The 16907-nt window shown below is 60.7% G+C and carries 21 protein-coding genes; 11 read left to right on the top strand and 10 right to left on the bottom strand.

Annotated elements, in window-relative coordinates; genetic code table 11:
• Positions 1 to 73: 73 nt before the first annotated feature.
• The gene (locus AC19YY_RS08100; protein WP_170042155.1) at positions 74 to 502 is read right to left on the bottom strand and encodes an NINE protein; all 429 of its coding nucleotides are present in this window, start codon (positions 500 to 502) and stop codon (positions 74 to 76) included.
• 249 nt (positions 503 to 751) lie between these two features.
• On the opposite strand from AC19YY_RS08100, the gene AC19YY_RS08095 reads away from it, so the two are divergent.
• A complete protein-coding gene (locus AC19YY_RS08095; protein ID WP_500604043.1) occupies positions 752 to 1387 on the top strand; it encodes a C40 family peptidase in 636 nt (211 codons plus the stop codon).
• Positions 1388 to 1505: 118 nt separating this feature from the next.
• Here AC19YY_RS08095 and AC19YY_RS08090 read toward each other — a convergent pair whose 3' ends face one another.
• Complete coding sequence (locus AC19YY_RS08090) at positions 1506 to 2540, bottom strand: type IV pilus twitching motility protein PilT (RefSeq protein WP_172313648.1); 1035 nt, start codon at positions 2538 to 2540, stop codon at positions 1506 to 1508.
• 57 nt (positions 2541 to 2597) lie between these two features.
• Between AC19YY_RS08090 and AC19YY_RS08085 the strand changes: the two genes are divergently transcribed.
• The 9 genes from AC19YY_RS08085 to AC19YY_RS08045 all read left to right on the top strand — a co-directional run bounded on the left by AC19YY_RS08085 (position 2598) and on the right by AC19YY_RS08045 (position 9256).
• Positions 2598 to 3284, top strand: coding sequence for a YggS family pyridoxal phosphate-dependent enzyme (locus AC19YY_RS08085; RefSeq protein WP_169954934.1), 687 nt, complete (start codon positions 2598 to 2600; stop codon positions 3282 to 3284).
• 33 nt (positions 3285 to 3317) lie between these two features.
• Positions 3318 to 4136: a pyrroline-5-carboxylate reductase gene (gene proC / locus AC19YY_RS08080; RefSeq protein ID WP_057440375.1), complete on the top strand. Its 819-nt coding sequence runs from the start codon at positions 3318 to 3320 to the stop codon at positions 4134 to 4136.
• 9 nt (positions 4137 to 4145) lie between these two features.
• Positions 4146 to 4736: a YggT family protein gene (locus AC19YY_RS08075; RefSeq protein WP_057440376.1), complete on the top strand. Its 591-nt coding sequence runs from the start codon at positions 4146 to 4148 to the stop codon at positions 4734 to 4736.
• A 162-nt stretch (positions 4737 to 4898) separates the two neighbouring features.
• Entirely contained in the window at positions 4899 to 6038 is a 1140-nt protein-coding gene (gene metX / locus AC19YY_RS08070; RefSeq protein WP_169954935.1) for a homoserine O-succinyltransferase MetX, read from the top strand.
• Between the two features lie 7 nt (positions 6039 to 6045).
• Positions 6046 to 6666 (top strand): methionine biosynthesis protein MetW, encoded by a 621-nt coding sequence (gene metW, locus AC19YY_RS08065; RefSeq protein WP_029300485.1) that lies wholly within the window; start codon positions 6046 to 6048, stop codon positions 6664 to 6666.
• 21 nt (positions 6667 to 6687) lie between these two features.
• Entirely contained in the window at positions 6688 to 7122 is a 435-nt protein-coding gene (locus tag AC19YY_RS08060) for a DUF4426 domain-containing protein (RefSeq protein ID WP_029300487.1), read from the top strand.
• On the top strand, positions 7119 to 7715 hold the full coding sequence (gene rdgB, locus AC19YY_RS08055) for an RdgB/HAM1 family non-canonical purine NTP pyrophosphatase (RefSeq protein ID WP_169955044.1): 597 nt from the start codon (positions 7119 to 7121) through the stop codon (positions 7713 to 7715). Before AC19YY_RS08060 ends, rdgB begins: the two co-directional genes overlap by 4 nt.
• Positions 7712 to 8914 carry a radical SAM family heme chaperone HemW gene (gene hemW / locus AC19YY_RS08050; RefSeq protein WP_500604042.1) on the top strand — a complete coding sequence of 401 codons (1203 nt, stop codon included), beginning with the start codon at positions 7712 to 7714 and terminating at the stop codon, positions 8912 to 8914. The genes rdgB and hemW overlap by 4 nt, the downstream gene beginning before the upstream one ends.
• Before the next feature lie 18 nt (positions 8915 to 8932).
• A complete protein-coding gene (locus tag AC19YY_RS08045) occupies positions 8933 to 9256 on the top strand; it encodes a DUF3392 domain-containing protein (RefSeq protein WP_034116244.1) in 324 nt (107 codons plus the stop codon).
• Positions 9257 to 9394: 138 nt separating this feature from the next.
• Here AC19YY_RS08045 and trmB read toward each other — a convergent pair whose 3' ends face one another.
• From trmB to AC19YY_RS08025, 4 genes are all read right to left on the bottom strand, one after another.
• The gene (gene trmB, locus AC19YY_RS08040; RefSeq protein ID WP_169954936.1) at positions 9395 to 10120 is read right to left on the bottom strand and encodes a tRNA (guanosine(46)-N7)-methyltransferase TrmB; all 726 of its coding nucleotides are present in this window, start codon (positions 10118 to 10120) and stop codon (positions 9395 to 9397) included.
• A gap of 9 nt (positions 10121 to 10129) precedes the next feature.
• Positions 10130 to 10924, bottom strand: coding sequence for a thiazole synthase (locus AC19YY_RS08035; protein ID WP_017845016.1), 795 nt, complete (start codon positions 10922 to 10924; stop codon positions 10130 to 10132).
• Between the two features lie 55 nt (positions 10925 to 10979).
• Complete coding sequence (thiS, locus tag AC19YY_RS08030) at positions 10980 to 11180, bottom strand: sulfur carrier protein ThiS (protein WP_162947777.1); 201 nt, start codon at positions 11178 to 11180, stop codon at positions 10980 to 10982.
• Between the two features lie 71 nt (positions 11181 to 11251).
• Positions 11252 to 11632, bottom strand: coding sequence for a DUF423 domain-containing protein (locus tag AC19YY_RS08025; protein ID WP_076963151.1), 381 nt, complete (start codon positions 11630 to 11632; stop codon positions 11252 to 11254).
• A 74-nt stretch (positions 11633 to 11706) separates the two neighbouring features.
• Here AC19YY_RS08025 and mtgA point away from each other — a divergent pair, with 74 nt between their 5' ends.
• Positions 11707 to 12429, top strand: coding sequence for a monofunctional biosynthetic peptidoglycan transglycosylase (mtgA, locus tag AC19YY_RS08020; protein ID WP_169954937.1), 723 nt, complete (start codon positions 11707 to 11709; stop codon positions 12427 to 12429).
• A gap of 170 nt (positions 12430 to 12599) precedes the next feature.
• Here the strand turns inward: mtgA and rpoH are convergent, their stop codons facing one another.
• The 4 genes from rpoH to ftsY all read right to left on the bottom strand — a co-directional run bounded on the left by rpoH (position 12600) and on the right by ftsY (position 16677).
• Positions 12600 to 13454 (bottom strand): RNA polymerase sigma factor RpoH, encoded by an 855-nt coding sequence (gene rpoH, locus AC19YY_RS08015; protein ID WP_003176698.1) that lies wholly within the window; start codon positions 13452 to 13454, stop codon positions 12600 to 12602.
• 129 nt (positions 13455 to 13583) lie between these two features.
• A complete protein-coding gene (gene ftsX / locus AC19YY_RS08010) occupies positions 13584 to 14606 on the bottom strand; it encodes a permease-like cell division protein FtsX (RefSeq protein WP_057440383.1) in 1023 nt (340 codons plus the stop codon).
• Positions 14603 to 15274 carry a cell division ATP-binding protein FtsE gene (ftsE, locus tag AC19YY_RS08005; protein WP_003213784.1) on the bottom strand — a complete coding sequence of 224 codons (672 nt, stop codon included), beginning with the start codon at positions 15272 to 15274 and terminating at the stop codon, positions 14603 to 14605. Before ftsE ends, ftsX begins: the two co-directional genes overlap by 4 nt.
• Complete coding sequence (gene ftsY / locus AC19YY_RS08000; RefSeq protein ID WP_500604041.1) at positions 15271 to 16677, bottom strand: signal recognition particle-docking protein FtsY; 1407 nt, start codon at positions 16675 to 16677, stop codon at positions 15271 to 15273. Before ftsY ends, ftsE begins: the two co-directional genes overlap by 4 nt.
• Positions 16678 to 16907: the final 230 nt, after the last annotated feature.

Here is a 16907-nt window from a genome sequence, read left to right as displayed (position 1 = left end):
ATAGGTCGACTGATACACCGCTTTCGCGAGCAAGCCCGCTCCCACAATTAGATCCTCACAAGGCTGGAGATGATCAGCGACCGCCCAACCGCTCGGCATTGCGGATCGAAACCTGCGTATTCAACGTCCAGAAGTCATACAGCACGCCAATCAGGAACAAGCCGCCGGTCACCAGGTACAACAGGCCGGTGAGCCATTTGCCCTGATACATGCGGTGCAAGCCAAATACCCCAAGAAACGCCAACAGAATCCACGCCACGTTGTATTCAATGGGCCCGGCGGTAAAACGCAGGTCGGCTTCACGGTCCATTGCCGGGATCAGAAACAGGTCGATCAACCAGCCAATCCCCAGCAAACCAAAGGTGAAGAACCAGATCGTCCCGGTCACCGGCTTGCCGTAGTAGAAGCGGTGCGCCCCGGTAAAACCGAAGATCCAGAGCAGATAACCGATCATCTTGCTGTGAGTGTCCTGTTGCGAAACATCCTGTCGATAGGTGTTCATGAATGACCTCTTTTGCCTCGATAGATAAATATTTCTGGTTTCTTTGTGACTTTTTTACAGGCACCCGACGTACGGCAAATGCTATCGTCGCTTCCCTCAAAGCCTTATGCCGCCTGACTTGTGTAGGACAATTGCGACAGTTCGTCGCGGTTTTCCTGATTTTGACGTCAAGGTTCAGTCGACAAACGGCCTGAGAAAGACACTAAAAGCTGTTATAAAGTTGCGCGCAAACCAACAAGAGCCTGCCTTATGCGACCATTTTTAAAGACATGGCTAACCATTTGCCTATTGATGCCACTGGCCGCCCACGCCACCAATCGTGAGCAACGACTTCCGAACGTTAATGGTTTCACCCCTAAAGTTCACGCCACTACCAGCTCCGCCAAATCGGTAAAGCTCAGCGTCAAGCGCCCGGCTCAACTGAGCAAGGCCAACGTTAATGCAGTTCCCGGCCTGGTCGCGAGCAATAACCAGCAAAGCAGCAAAGTCTTGAGCCGTGCGGTCAACGTGCTCGGTACCCCTTATCGTTGGGGCGGCAGCAGCCCAAGTAAAGGCTTTGATTGCAGTGGTTTGGTGAAATACGCCTTCAATGATGTAGCTGCGGTGGACTTGCCACGCACCTCCAATGCCATGGCCAGCGGCCACGGGCAGAAGGTTGATCGCAAGGATTTGAAGCCCGGCGACCTGTTGTTCTTCAAGCTTAAGAGCCGCCAGGTCAACCATGTAGCCATTTACCTGGGCAACGACCGTTTTATCCACGCACCACGCCGTGGCAAGTCGGTCAGTATCGACACCCTGAAAAAACCGTTCTGGAACAAGAACTACGTGATTGCCAAGCGCGTGCTGCCCAAAGAGCAGAACAACCTGCGGATTGTGCAGCGCTGACAGTAAATGCAAATGTGAATGCTGGCTTGTGTGGGAGCTGGCTTGCCTGCGATAGCATCACCTCAGTGTGGCTGACACACCGAGTTGCCTGCATCCCAGGCAAGCCAGCTCCCACATCCTATATATCTGCTGGCACCCGCGCCTGCCCCCGCGCCTCTTCGCGACTAATCAGCCCCTGACCGACCAACCCCTTCAAGCTCATATCCAACGTTTTCATCCCCAACGCCCCACCTGTCTGGATCGCCGAGTACAACTGCGCCACTTTGTCCTCGCGGATCAGGTTACGGACCGCCGGCGTGCCGAGCATGATTTCATGGGCCGCCACGCGCCCGCCGCCGACTTTGCTCAATAACACCTGGCTCACCACCGCCTGCAGCGACTCCGAGAGCATCGAGCGGACCATGGCCTTTTCCCCAACCGGGAACACATCCACCAGCCGGTCCACGGTCTTTGCCGCCGAACTGGTGTGCAGGGTGCCGAACACCAGGTGCCCGGTTTCAGCCGCTGTCAGGGCCAGGCGGATAGTTTCCAGGTCGCGCAACTCCCCCACCAGGATTACATCCGGATCTTCGCGCAGAGCAGAACGCAGGGCCGCAGAAAAGCTGTGGGTGTCACGATGCACCTGGCGCTGGCTGATCAACGCCTTGCGCGGTTCGTGGACAAACTCGATGGGGTCCTCAAGGGTCAGGATGTGCTGCTGGCAAGTGTTGTTGAGGTAATCGACCATCGCCGCCAGGGTGGTGGACTTGCCCGAGCCCGTGGCACCTGTCACCAGCACCAGCCCCCTGGGCAGCTCGGCGATGCGCCGGAATACATCGCCAAGCCCCAAGGCTTCCAGGCTTTGGACCCGCGAGGGGATCGCGCGAAACACCGCGCCCATCCCCCGGTGCTGGCGGAACACATTGGCGCGAAAGCGCGCGACACCCGGCACTTCAAAGGAAAAATCCGTTTCAAGAGATGTTTCGAAATCCTTTTGTTGGTGTTTATTGAGGATCGGGCTGAGCAGGTCGGCCAGTTGGGCAGCACTCAGCACCGGCCAATCCAGCGGCAGAACCTCGCCATCAACGCGCACCCTCGGCGCCAGCCCTGCCGACAGATGCAGGTCGGAGGCGCCCCGGCTGACACTTGCGGCCAGCAGTTCAGTGATGTCCATAGGGCTATCCATTTCCAGTAGAATGCCGCGGACTCCATATCCACGGGCGCAACTTGAATGTCGACCATAGCAGACAATATCGGCCTGGTTAGTGAGCGCATCCGTGCCGCGGCCCGGGCCGTGCAGCGCGATGAAAGCAGCGTCCACTTGCTGGCCGTGAGCAAGACCAAACCCGCGCAAGCCGTGCGCCAGGCCCATGCCGCAGGGATACGCGACTTCGGCGAGAACTACTTGCAGGAAGCCCTCGGCAAACAGGCCGAATTAACCGACCTGCCCTTGAGTTGGCACTTCATCGGCCCCATTCAATCGAACAAGACGCGCGCTATCGCCGAGAACTTCGCTTGGGTGCACTCCGTGGACCGCCTGAAAATCGCCCAACGCCTGTCCGAACAACGCCCGGCCGACCTGCCACCGCTCAATATCTGCATCCAGGTCAATGTCAGTGGCGAAGCCAGCAAATCCGGCTGTACACCCGCCGATTTGCCAGCATTGGCCGAGGCGATCCAGGCCCTGCCCCGCTTGAAGCTGCGCGGCCTGATGGCGATCCCCGAGCCCACCGACGACCGCGCACAGCAAGATGCGGCGTTTGCCGCCGTACGAGACTTGCAAGCGAGCCTGGACCTGGGGCTCGACACACTTTCCATGGGCATGAGCCATGACCTTGAGTCGGCCATTGCCCAAGGGGCCACCTGGGTGCGGATCGGTACCGCCCTGTTTGGCGCCCGCGACTACGGCCAGCCATGAAATGGCTGACTTCCATCTGAGTAAGGACCTGTCATGAGCAGCACGCGTATAGCCTTTATCGGCGCCGGTAACATGGCGGCCAGCCTGATCGGCGGCCTGCGGGCCAAGGGCCTGCAAGCGTCACAGATTCGCGCCAGCGATCCGGGCGCCGAGACCCGTGCCCGAGTGAGCGCAGAACACGGTATCGAAACCTTCGCCGACAACGCCGAGGCCATCCAGGGCGTCGACGTCATCGTGCTGGCAGTCAAGCCACAGGCCATGAAGGCCGTGTGCGAAGCCCTGCGCCCAAGCCTGGCGCCGCAGCAACTGGTGGTGTCGATTGCCGCCGGTATCAACTGCGCCAGCATGAACAACTGGCTCGGCGCCCAGCCGATCGTGCGTTGCATGCCCAACACGCCATCATTGCTGCGCCAAGGCGTCAGCGGCCTGTACGCCACCGCCCAAGTGAGCGCCGCCCAGCGTGAGCAGGCCCAGGAGCTGTTGTCGGCCGTGGGCGTGGCCCTGTGGCTGGAAGAAGAACAGCAACTGGATGCCGTCACTGCCGTGTCCGGCAGTGGCCCGGCGTATTTCTTCCTGCTGGTCGAAGCCATGACCGCCGCCGGTGTGAAACTGGGCCTGCCACGGGAAATCGCTGAGCAACTGACCCAACAAACCGCCCTCGGCGCCGCGCATATGGTGGTGTCCAGCGATGTGGACGCGGCCGAGTTGCGCCGGCGCGTGACCTCGCCCAATGGCACCACACAGGCGGCCATCGAATCGTTCCAGGCCGGGGGCTTTGAAGCCCTGGTCGAAAAAGCACTGGGTGCCGCCGCGCACCGCTCGGCCGAACTTGCCGAACAACTGGGTCAATAAGGAGCCAATATGATTGGTTTGAACACCGCCGCCGTCTATGTACTGCAAACCCTCGGCAGCCTTTACCTGCTGATCGTGCTGTTGCGTTTTGTCCTGCAACTGGTACGCGCCAACTTCTACAACCCGCTCTGCCAGTTCGCCGTGAAGGCCACCCAGCCACTGCTCAAGCCGCTGCGCCGGGTGATCCCGAGCCTGTTCGGCCTGGACATGTCTTCGCTGGTCCTGGCGATCCTGGTCCAACTGGCGCTGATGGCCCTGACGCTGCTGCTGACCTACGGCACCATGGGCAATTTCCTGCAACTGCTGGTCTGGGCCCTGATCGGCGTGACCGCGCTGTTCCTGAAGATTTTCTTCTTCGCCCTGATTATCAGCGTGATCCTGTCGTGGGTCGCACCGGGCAGCCATAACCCAGGTGCCGAGCTGGTCAACCAGATCTGCGAACCGGCATTGGCGCCGTTTCGCAAGATCCTGCCGAACCTGGGTGGCCTGGATATCTCGCCGATCCTTGCGTTCATGGTGCTCAAGCTCCTGGACATGCTGGTGATCAACAACCTGGCGGCAATGACCATGATGCCGGACATCCTGCGCTTGCTGATCTGACCTTTGGAGGAGCCGGCTTGCCGGCGATGGCACCCGCGAAAACGCCATCGCCGGCAAGCCGGCTCCCACAGAAACAAGCCGTCATCAGCCAGGACAAGGTTCGCTTGCCGCTGGCCCCCCCGCTCTTTAGACTTACGCCTCATTTAAACGAGAGCAGGGTCGATGCCAGCTGCCTTCCCCCCCGATTCTGTTGGACTGGTCGTGCCCCAAGTGGCGCACTTCAGCGAACCCCTGGCCCTGGCCTGCGGTCGATCGCTGCCGGCCTATGACCTGATCTATGAAACCTACGGCGAGTTGAACGCCACGGCCAGCAATGCCGTGCTGATCTGCCACGCCCTGTCCGGCCATCACCACGCCGCTGGCTACCACAGCGCCGACGAGCGCAAGCCCGGCTGGTGGGACAGCTGCATCGGCCCCGGCAAGCCCATCGACACCAACAAATTCTTTGTGGTCAGCCTGAACAACCTTGGCGGCTGCAATGGCTCCACCGGCCCCAGCAGCCTCAACCCGGAAACCGGCAAGCCGTTTGGCGCCGACTTCCCGGTACTGACCGTCGAAGACTGGGTGCACAGCCAGGCACGCCTGGCCGACCTGCTGGGCATCCAGCAATGGGCCGCGGTGATCGGCGGCAGCCTGGGCGGTATGCAGGCCCTGCAATGGACCATCACCTACCCCGACCGCGTGCGCCATTGCCTGGCCATCGCCTCGGCCCCCAAGTTGTCGGCGCAGAACATCGCCTTCAACGAAGTGGCGCGCCAGGCGATCCTCACCGACCCCGAGTTCCACGGTGGTTCGTTCCAGGAAGCCGGGGTGATTCCCAAGCGCGGCTTGATGCTGGCGCGGATGGTTGGGCATATCACCTACCTGTCGGATGACTCCATGGGCGAGAAATTCGGCCGTGGGCTCAAGAGCGAGAAGCTCAACTACGACTTCCACAGCGTCGAATTCCAGGTCGAAAGCTACCTGCGTTACCAGGGCGAGGAGTTTTCCGGGCGTTTTGACGCCAACACCTACCTGCTGATGACCAAGGCTTTGGACTACTTCGACCCGGCGGCAAACTTTGACGACGACCTGGCGAAGACCTTCGAGGGGGCCAGCGCCAAGTTCTGCGTGATGTCGTTCACCACCGACTGGCGCTTTTCGCCGGCCCGCTCGCGGGAACTGGTGGATGCGCTGATGGCCGCCCGCAAGGACGTGTGCTACCTGGAGATCGATGCACCGCAAGGCCACGACGCCTTCCTGATCCCGATCCCGCGCTACCTGCAGGCGTTCAGCAACTACATGAACCGCATTACATTGTGAGAAAGCCATGAGAGCCGACCTGGAAATCATCCAAGACTGGATCCCCGCCGGCAGCCGCGTGCTCGACCTGGGTTGCGGCGATGGCGAACTGCTGAGCTGGCTGCGCGACAACAAGCAAGTCACCGGCTATGGCCTGGAAAACGACCCGGACAACATCGCCCAGTGCGTGGCCAAGGGCATCAACGTGATCGAGCAGGACCTGGACAAGGGCCTGGGCAACTTTGCCAGCAACAGCTTCGATATCGTGGTGATGACCCAGGCCCTGCAGGCCGTGCACTATCCGGACCGGATCCTCGACGAGATGTTGCGCGTCGGCCGCCAGTGCATCATCACCTTCCCCAACTTCGGCCACTGGCGCTGCCGCTGGTACCTGGCCACCAAGGGCCGGATGCCGGTATCGGACTTCTTGCCGTACACCTGGTACAACACGCCCAACATTCACTTCTGCACCTTCGAGGACTTCGAAGCACTGTGCAGCGGGCGCGAAGCCAAGGTGATCAACCGTCTTGCCGTTGATCAACAGCATCGCCACGGCTGGGCGAGTAAGCTATGGCCTAATCTTTTGGGTGAAATCGGGATTTATCGGGTCAGCAGCCCTGGCCTGACCGACCACCAGATTGCCGTCTAACCATTTTCGAGGAGGACGATCATGAGTCGCCTGGCTATTTTTCTACTCACCGCCTGCCTGGGCGCCAGTGCCATGGCCGCCGGCCCTATCGACAGCAATCGGCAGAAGGCATTTGGTGATATCACCGTGCACTACAGCACCTTCACCTCCAGCTTCCTGCAACCCGAGACAGCCCAGGCCGTGGGCGTGGTGCGCAGCAAGAACAAGGGCATGATCAACGTCTCGGTGATCAAGGGCGTGGAGCCCGTGGCCGCGCAAGTGACCGGCACGATCAAGGACCTGACCGGCAAAAGTGAAATGCTGACCTTCAAGCAAATCACCGAAAAAGGCGCGATCTACTACCTCGCCCCCTACTCGGTGCCGCAGCAGGAGTTCCGCACCTTTACCATTAATGTTGAAACCGGCGGCAAGGCCCACGGTTTCAGTTTCACCCAAGAACTGTTCCCGGCCGAATAATGAACCTGACACAACTCGTACTGGCCAGCCATAACGCCGGCAAACTCAAGGAACTCCAGGCCATGCTCGGCGAATCGGTGCAATTGCGCTCGATTGGCGAGTTCAGCCAGGTGGAGCCGGAAGAGACCGGCCTGTCATTCGTCGAAAACGCCATCCTCAAGGCCCGCAATGCCTCGCGCATTTCCGGCCTGCCGGCACTGGCCGACGATTCGGGCCTGGCGGTGGACTTCCTCGGCGGCGCTCCTGGCATCTACTCGGCGCGCTATGCCGACGGCAAAGGCGACGCGGCGAACAACGCCAAGCTGCTGGACGCCCTCAAGGACGTGCCGGACGCGATGCGCGGCGCGCAGTTTGTCTGCGTGCTGGCGCTGGTGCGGCATGCCGACGACCCGCTGCCGATCCTCTGCGAAGGCTTGTGGCACGGGCGCATCCTGCATACGGCCAGCGGCGAGCACGGGTTTGGCTATGACCCGCTGTTCTGGGTGCCGGAGCGCAATGTGTCCAGCGCCGAACTGAGCCCCGCCGACAAAAACCAGATCAGCCACCGCGCCCGCGCAATGGATTTGCTGCGCCAGCGCCTGGGCTTGAAATGACCCACAACACCTCCGCGCAGCCCCTGATCCTCGGTGGCGCGCAAACACCTCGGGCGGCCTTGCCAGTGCTGCCGCCCCTGGCGCTGTACATCCACATCCCGTGGTGCGTGCGTAAATGCCCCTATTGCGACTTCAACTCCCATACCGCCAGCAAAGTGTTGCCGGAAGAAGAGTATGTCGACGCGCTGCTGGCGGACCTGGATCAGGACCTGCACGCGGTGTATGGCCGCGAGTTGAGTTCGATCTTCTTTGGCGGCGGCACGCCAAGCCTGTTCAGTGCTACGGCGCTGGGCCGGTTGCTGGAGGGCGTGGAGCAACGTATCCGGTTTGCCAGCGATATCGAAATCACCCTGGAAGCCAACCCCGGCACCTTCGAGCAAGAGAAGTTCGTCGCCTACCGCAAGCTGGGGATCAATCGCCTGTCGATTGGCATCCAGAGCTTCCAGCAGGAAAAGCTCAAGGCCTTGGGCCGCATCCACAACGGCGACGAAGCCGTACGCGCCGCCGGCATGGCACGCCAGGCCGGGTTCGATAACTTCAACCTGGACCTGATGCACGGTTTGCCCGATCAATCCCTGGACGACGCCCTGGGCGACCTGCGCCAGGCGATTGCGCTCAAGCCGACCCATCTGTCGTGGTACCAACTGACCCTGGAACCCAACACCGTATTCTGGAACCAGCCGCCGACGCTGCCGGAAGACGACACCCTGTGGGATATCCAGGAAGCCGGCCAGGCCCTGCTCGCCGAACACGGCTACGCGCAATATGAAGTCTCGGCCTACGCCCAGCCGGGCCGGCCCGCGCGGCATAACCTCAATTACTGGAGTTTTGGCGACTTTATCGGCATCGGCGCCGGCGCCCACGGCAAGCTCAGCCATCCAGACGGGCGCATCGTGCGCACCTGGAAGACCCGCGCACCGAAGGACTACCTCAACCCGGCAAAAAGCTTCCAGGCAGGCATGAAAGAGCTGACCAACGAGGAACTGCCCTTCGAGTTCCTGATGAACGCCCTGCGCCTGACCGAGGGCGTGGAAGCCAAGCTGTATGCCGAGCGCACCGGCCTGGACCTGGCCAGCCTGGATCAAGCCCGCAGGGATGCCGAACAAAGTGGCTTATTGCAGGTCGAACCGTCACGCCTGGCGGCCACGGACCGTGGGCAACTCTTTCTCAATGACCTGCTGCAGAAGTTTTTGAGCTGATCGCTCTAAGGAAATCGAATGGATCTGGTACTCGACCTGCTCGCCACCGTATCCCGCTGGAGCCGTAGCAACCTGTCGGAAATCTCCCTGGCGCTGGTAGGCTGCCTGTTGGTGCTGTTCGGCGCCGACATCAAGGGCTGGGTCGAAGCGCGCCTGGGCAGCATCGCCGGCGCCTTGCGCGTACCGTTGATGGCCCTGCTGTGCATGATCGGCAGCGGTGCTGCGCTGATCTACGCCACGCCGTGGATTGTGCGGGGGTTGAGCCAGTTCAATAACTACAGCCTGGCACCGGTGCTGTTGGTGGTGCTGGTGTTGATTGGCGTGGTTGCCGACCGCCGCTGACTCAAAGCCCACCACAAAACAACTGTAGGAGCTGGCTTGCCGGCGATAGCGTCACCTCGGTGTATCAGTGATACCCAAGTGACGCTATCGCCGGCAAGCCAGCTCCTACAGTTGGTCGCATTCCAGTTTTCTAGCTGATCAAGCCAGCTTTTCGAACTTCAAATCCCAAACCCCATGCCCCAACCGCTCGCCACGGCGTTCGAACTTGGTGATCGGACGTTCGGCCGGGCGTGGTACGCACTGACCATCTTCGGCCAGGTTGCGGTAGCCAGGGGCGACGTTCATCACTTCCAGCATGTACTGCGCATACGGTTCCCAATCGGTGGCCATATGCAGGATGCCGCCCACCTTGAGCTTGCTGCGCACCAGTTCCGCGAAGGACGCCTGGACGATACGGCGCTTGTGGTGACGACTCTTGTGCCATGGGTCCGGGAAAAACAGCATCAGGCGGTCGAGGCTGTTGTCGGCGATGCAGCGGTTAAGCACTTCGATCGCGTCGCAGTCATAGACCCGCAGGTTTTTCAGGCCCTGGGTCAGCACGCCGTTAAGCAGCGCGCCCACGCCCGGACGGTGCACTTCCACGCCGATAAAGTCTTGCTCGGGCGACGCCGCAGCCATTTCCAGCAGGGAATGGCCCATGCCGAAGCCGATTTCCAGGGAGCGCGGGGCCGAACGGCCAAACACCTGGTCGAAGTCCACCGGCGCATCGGCCAGGGGCAGGACGAACAGCGGCGTGCCCTGGTCCAGGCCCTTTTGCTGGCCTTCGGTCATGCGCCCGGCACGCATCACAAAACTCTTGATGCGGCGGTGCTTGGACTCGTCGCCTTCTTCCACGGGGTTCGGCGTTTCGTTTGATTCAGTCATCAATGGCTCTTACTTGATCAGACCATCCAGCGGCGAGGAGGCGCTGGCGTAAAGTTTTTTTGGCATACGCCCGGCGAGGTACGCCAGGCGGCCAGCGACAATCGCGTGTTTCATGGCTTCGGCCATCATGATCGGCTGTTGCGCATTGGCGATGGCCGAGTTCATCAGCACCGCTTCGCAGCCGAGTTCCATGGCGATGGTGGCATCGGACGCGGTACCGACGCCGGCATCCACCAGCACCGGGATCTTGGCTTCTTCGAGGATGATCTGCAGGTTGTACGGGTTGCAGATCCCCAGGCCAGTACCGATCAGGCCGGCCAGCGGCATGACCGCGATGCAGCCGATCTCGGCCAGTTGGCGGGCGATGATCGGGTCATCGCTGGTGTAGACCATCACGTCGAACCCTTCCTTGACCAGGGTTTCGGCGGCCTTGAGGGTTTCGATCACGTTGGGGAACAGGGTTTTCTGGTCCGCCAGCACTTCCAGCTTCACCAGGTTGTGGCCGTCGAGCAGCTCACGGGCCAGGCGGCAGGTGCGCACAGCTTCGATGGCGTCGTAGCAACCGGCAGTGTTGGGCAGGATGGTGTAGCGATCCGGCGGCAGGATATCCAGCAAGTTCGGTTCGCCCGGGTTCTGGCCGATATTGGTGCGGCGCACAGCCACCGTCACGATTTCGGCGCCCGAGGCTTCGATAGCCAGGCGGGTTTCTTCCATGTCGCGGTACTTGCCGGTGCCTACCAGCAAACGCGACTGGTAGGTACGACCGGCCAGGACGAAGGGCTTGTCGCTACGAACGATGCTCATGGGAAATCCTCGAGTTGGGGTGAGGTTCTGCAGAATCCGGGTAGTTGCCGCAGGGCTAGCCGCCGCCGATGGCGTGGACCACTTCAACCTGATCGCCTTCGGTGAGGGCGGTTTCGGTGTGCTGGCTACGCGGGACGATATCCTGGTTGAGCTCCACTGCGACGCGACGTCCGGTCAGTTCCAGACGGGTCAGCAGGGCCGCGACGGTTTCACCGTCGGGCAGTTCATAGGATTCGCCGTTCAATTGAATGCGCATGCCACGGGCCGCCATCGTTTTTAGGGGCCAGCATTCTAGCCTGATCGTGACCTGAAGGTCAGCTACAAGCGTCAGGCGGTCAGTTGCAGGCGCCAGGCGGCGAGCCCCAGGCACAGCCAGCCAATCAGGAACGCCAGGCCGCCAAACGGCGTGATGATCCCCAACTTGCCAATGCCGATGGTGGTCAGCAGGTACAGGCTGCCGGAGAACAGCAAGATGCCGATGCTGAACGACACACCGGCCCAGAGCACCAGGCGCCCGGGCACATGCGCGGCCAGCAAGGCCACGCCAAACAACGCCAGGGCGTGCACCAGTTGGTAGGTCACGCCGGTGTGGAATATCGCCAGGTATTCAGCCGTCAGGCTTTTTTTCAGGCCATGGGCGGCGAACGCGCCGAGGGCAACACCCGTAAAGCCGAAAAAGGCCGCCAACATCAGAAAGCCACGCAGCATGAGGAACTCCAGTCAGACTCAAAGGGCCGGGTCTGTATAATGGCCCGCTCAACGGGTTCGGCCAAGCCATCTCTATGCTGCGTGTCCTCTTCAGTCGTTTTCTCAAAGTCGTGAAATGGTTTGTCATCGGCAGTGTTTTGCTGGTGCTGCTGTTTCGTGTCGTCCCGCCGCCGTTTACCGCACTGATGGTCGAGCGCAAGATCGAGTCCTGGGTCGATGGCGAGCCCATTGACCTGCAACGTACCTGGGTGCCGTGGGATGAGATCTCCGATGACCTGAAAGTCGCGGTTATGGCCGGCGAGGACCAGCGCTTCCCGCAGCATTGGGGTTTTGACTTCGGGGCGATCCAGGCTGCGCTGCTGCATAACGAGCGCGGCGGCTCGATTCGCGGCGCCAGTACGCTGAGCCAGCAGGTATCGAAAAACCTGTTCCTGTGGGCCGGCCGCAGTTATGTGCGCAAGGGCCTGGAAGCCTGGTTTACCGGGCTGATCGAAATCCTCTGGCCCAAGCAGCGGATCCTTGAGGTGTACCTCAACAGCGTGGAATGGGACGAAGGTGTGTTTGGCGCAGAGGCGGCAGCGCGGCATCATTTTGGTGTGGGTGCCAAGGGGCTTTCGCGGCAGCAGGCCAGCTATCTGGCGGCGGTACTGCCCAATCCACGGGTGTGGAGTGCCAGCCATCCGACGGCGTATGTGGCACGGCGGGCAGCGTGGATTCGCCAGCAGATGGGGCAGTTGGGTGGTACTGGCTATTTGAATGAGCTGAACAGTACGCGAAAGGCGCCGTGGGCCAACTGACGCAACATAAAGCCTGTAGGAGCCGGCTTGCTGGCGATGGCGCTGTATCAGCCAATCATTGATAGCCGGTAGATCGCCATCGCCGGCAAGCCGGCTCCTACAGGGGCGCGGCACGAACAAAAATGCCCCGATCTTTCGATCGGGGCATTTTTTTGCTCGTTCGCTGCGTGTTAGGCGGCGATCGACAGTTTCAGCTTATTCATCGCGCTCTTCTCAAGCTGACGAATGCGCTCGGCCGACACGTTGTACTTTTGCGCCAGGTCGTGCAGCGTGGCTTTTTCTTCTGCCAGCCAGCGCTGGTAGAGGATGTCACGGCTGCGGTCGTCCAGCACTTCCAGTGCTTCGTGCAGATTGTGATTGGAGTTGTCGCTCCAATCGGCATCTTCCAGTTGGCGCGCCGGGTCGTACCGGTGGTCTTCCAGGTAATTGGCCGGCGATTGGAAAGCGCTGTCATCGTCCGCTTCAGCGGCCGGGTCAAAGGCCATGTCATGGCCGGTCAGGCGACTTTCCATCTCGCGCACTTCACGGGGCTCCACGCCGAGACTTTCGGCCACACGGTGGACTTCCTCGTTGTTCAGCCACGCCAGGCGTTTTTTCTGGCTGCGCAGGTTGAAGAACAGCTTGCGCTGGGCCTTGGTGGTCGCCACTTTCACAATGCGCCAGTTGCGCAGGATGAACTCGTGGATTTCCGCCTTGATCCAGTGCACGGCGAACGACACCAGGCGCACACCCATTTCCGGGTTGAAGCGTTTCACAGCCTTCATCAGGCCGACGTTGCCTTCCTGGATCAGGTCAGCCTGGGCCAGGCCGTAGCCGCTATAGCTACGGGCGATATGTACGACAAAACGCAGGTGGGCGAGCACCATCTGCCGAGCCGCCCCCAAATCCTGCTCATAGTAGAGACTCTCGGCCAGTTCACGCTCCTGCTCGGGCGTCAGCAATGGAATGCTGTTGACCGTGTGCACATAGGCTTCCAGGTTCGCACCCGGGACCAGAGCATAAGCAGGTTGCAAAGAAGTGGTCATACGAAAAAACCTCCGACTCACATAACTCGTGCAGTTCAGCACTGCGAAAATTGACCGGAAACCGTAGGACAAGTTCCCTAAACCACTGATACGGTCAATACAAACGAAACCACATTAATCTGACATTAACTACTTCGGCGCCAGCTCACGTAAATGCCGTGCGACCGCAATCCAAGCACCGATATACCCCAACAACACCGCGCCAAGCAACAGTGATAGACCATCGGCAGCGGGTACGCCAGCCAGGGCAAAATCACTGCCATACAAACCGGCCAGGCCGACTACCGCGTCGTTCAGCCAATCCAGGCCAAACGCCAATACGCCCCAGGACAGAATCCCCGCACCAAAGCCATAAAGCGCGCCCATGTACAGAAAAGGACGACGCACATAGCTGTCTGTGCCGCCGACCAGTTTAATCACTTCTATCTCGGTGCGGCGGTTTTCAATATGAAGGCGAATGGTATTGCCTATCACCAAAAGTAATGCAGAAACCAGCAACACCGTCAGGCCAAAGACAAAACGGTCGCCCAGCTTGAGAATCGCCGCCAGACGCTCGACCCACACCAGATCAAGCTGCGCCTGCTGTACCTTGGGCAATTCAGCCAATTTTTGTCTTAATGCTTCAAGGGCCGTCTTGTCGATTTCATTGGGCGTGACCAACACAACCCCCGGCAGCGGGTTCTGCGGCAGCTCCTTGAGCGCCTCACCCAGGCCGGACTGTTGCTGGAACTCTTCCAGCGCCTGGTCGCGGCTGATGTACTCGGCATCCGCCACGCCCGGCAGGTTCTTGATCTGCTCGCGCAGGGCCTCGCCTTCGGTGGCGCTGGCATCCAGTTGCAGATATAGGGAAATCTGCGCCGCGCGCTGCCAGGAACCACCCAGGCGCTCGACATTATTAAGCAGCAACGACAAGCCCATCGGCAGGCTCAACGCCACGGCCATCACCAGGCAGGTGAAGAAGCTGCCAATCGGCTGCTTGCCCAGGCGGCGCAGGCTGTCCACCAGGCTGGCGCGATGGCTTTCGATCCAGGCGTGCAGCAAGGTGCTGAAGTCAGGGCCGTCATCATCGTCGCGTTTCTTTTTCTGCGGTTGCGGGTCGGCCGCTTTCGGCGCTACGCGCTCGGAAACTTTAGGGCTGCGTGTGGCACTCATACGCCAGCCTCCCCGTCACCGATCAGGCGGCCGCGCTGCAGGGTCAGCATGCGATGGCGCATGCGCGCGATCAATGCCAGGTCGTGACTGGCAATCAGCACGCTGGTGCCCAGGCGGTTGATGTCTTCAAAAACACCCATGATTTCTGCAGCCAGGCGCGGGTCGAGGTTACCGGTAGGTTCGTCCGCCAGCAGCAAGGCCGGGCGATGGACGATGGCGCGGGCAATGCCGACGCGCTGTTGCTGGCCGGTGGACAGGTCGCCGGGGTACAGGTCGGTCTTGTCCGACAGCGCCACCCGCTCCAGGGCCGAATCCACACGCTTGACGATTTCGGCCTTGGACAGCCCGAGGATCTGCAATGGCAGGGCGATGTTATTGAACACTGTGCGATCGAACAGCAACTGGTGGTTCTGGAACACCACGCCGATCTGCCGGCGCAGGAACGGGATCTGTGCATTGCTGATGGTGGCCAGGTCCTGGCCCGCCAGCAGCAATTTGCCGGTGGTCGGACGCTCCATGGCCAGCAACAGGCGCAGCAAGGTACTTTTGCCGGCGCCGGAGTGACCGGTGACAAACAAAAACTCGCCACGACGCACCCGGAAACTCAGCTCATGCAAGCCGACATGCCCGTTGGCGTAACGCTTGCCCACCTGTTCAAAACGAATCATGAACGCTCCCGCTCGGCAAACAGTGCCTGGACAAAGGGTTCGGCCTCAAACGTGCGCAGGTCATCAATGCCTTCGCCGACACCGATATAACGAATCGGCAGCCCGAATTGTTTAGCCAGGGCGAAAATAACCCCACCCTTGGCCGTGCCATCGAGCTTAGTCAACGCCAGGCCAGTCAGCTGGACTGTCTGGTTGAATTGCTTGGCCTGGCTGATCGCGTTCTGCCCGGTCCCGGCGTCCAGCACCAACAGCACCTCGTGGGGCGCGTCGGCGTCGAGCTTGCCTATCACCCGGCGGACTTTCTTCAACTCTTCCATCAAGTTGTCTTTGGTATGCAGGCGACCGGCGGTATCGGCGATCAGCACATCGATGTTACGGGCCTTGGCGGCCTGCACGGCATCGAAGATCACCGAGGCGGAGTCGGCGCCGGTGTGCTGGGCGATCACCGGGATCTTGTTGCGCTCGCCCCACACCTGCAATTGCTCCACGGCAGCGGCGCGGAAGGTATCACCGGCGGCGAGCATGACTTTCTTGCCTTCCAGTTGCAGCTTCTTCGCCAACTTGCCGATGGTGGTGGTCTTGCCGGCGCCGTTGACGCCAACCACCAGGATCACAAAGGGTTTTTTCTCGGTAATCACCAGCGGCGCTTCCACTGGCTTGAGCATGGCGGCCAGTTCGGCCTGCAATGACTTATAGAGCGCGTCGGCGTCGGTGAGCTGCTTGCGCGCGACCTTCTGGGTCAGGCTCTGGATGATCACGGCGGTGGCTTCGACGCCCACGTCAGCGGTCAGCAGGCGGGTCTCGATATCTTCGAGCAGCTCGTCATCGATGATTTTTTTGCCGAGGAACAGGCTGGCCATGCCTTCGCCGATGCTTGCGCTGGTCTTGCTCAGGCCTTGCTTGAGTCGGGCGAAGAAGCCGGTCTTGCTGGTTTCGGCAGGTGCGGTGGCAGGCTCGGCAACTACGGCTACGGGCTCGACAATCACCGGTTCGACCACAACGGGCAGGGGCTCGGCGACCACCTCGACCGGCTCCACAACCACAGGAATCGGTGGTGCCACATGTTCAGCCTGCACATCCTCGACCAGCGCGACAGGCTCTTCAGCCACCGGCAATGGCGGCCATGGCTTGTGCTCTGGTTCTGGCTCTGGCGCAGCCTCCACCACCGGCTGCAAGACCGGCTCGGCGATAGGCAGCACCACAGGCGCCGGCGTCTCGACGACAGGCTCGGCCACCGGTTCAATCGCAGGTTGCGCCTGCAAGACAGGCTCAGGCACGGGCTCAGGTTGCACTTGCGGCTGTTCGACGACGGTTTCCTGCGGCTTTTTGCGCAGCCATCCGAACAGGCCTTTTTTCTCGCCAGCCGCAGCTGGGCTCTTCTTGTCGTCGTTGGAACCAAACATGGAGGACGGCTATCTCACGGTAGCGACGCGCCAAGGTGGCGCCTCGGTAAATAATATTCGATGCGCAACAGACTGTTTTTTAGCCAGCTTGTTCATGCGCAGTATTTTGTGAGGCGTGAATACAGCCTCAACAAATCGATTCAATATAGGACTGAAGCGATAAAATCGGCGAAAAGCGGATTAAAACCGGGGAAACCCACGGATAACTCCATCTTCACGACGACTGGATC

It is taken from the genome of Pseudomonas sp. MF09156, from assembly GCF_059862305.1.
This window is presented reverse-complemented; position numbering and strand designations above follow the sequence as displayed.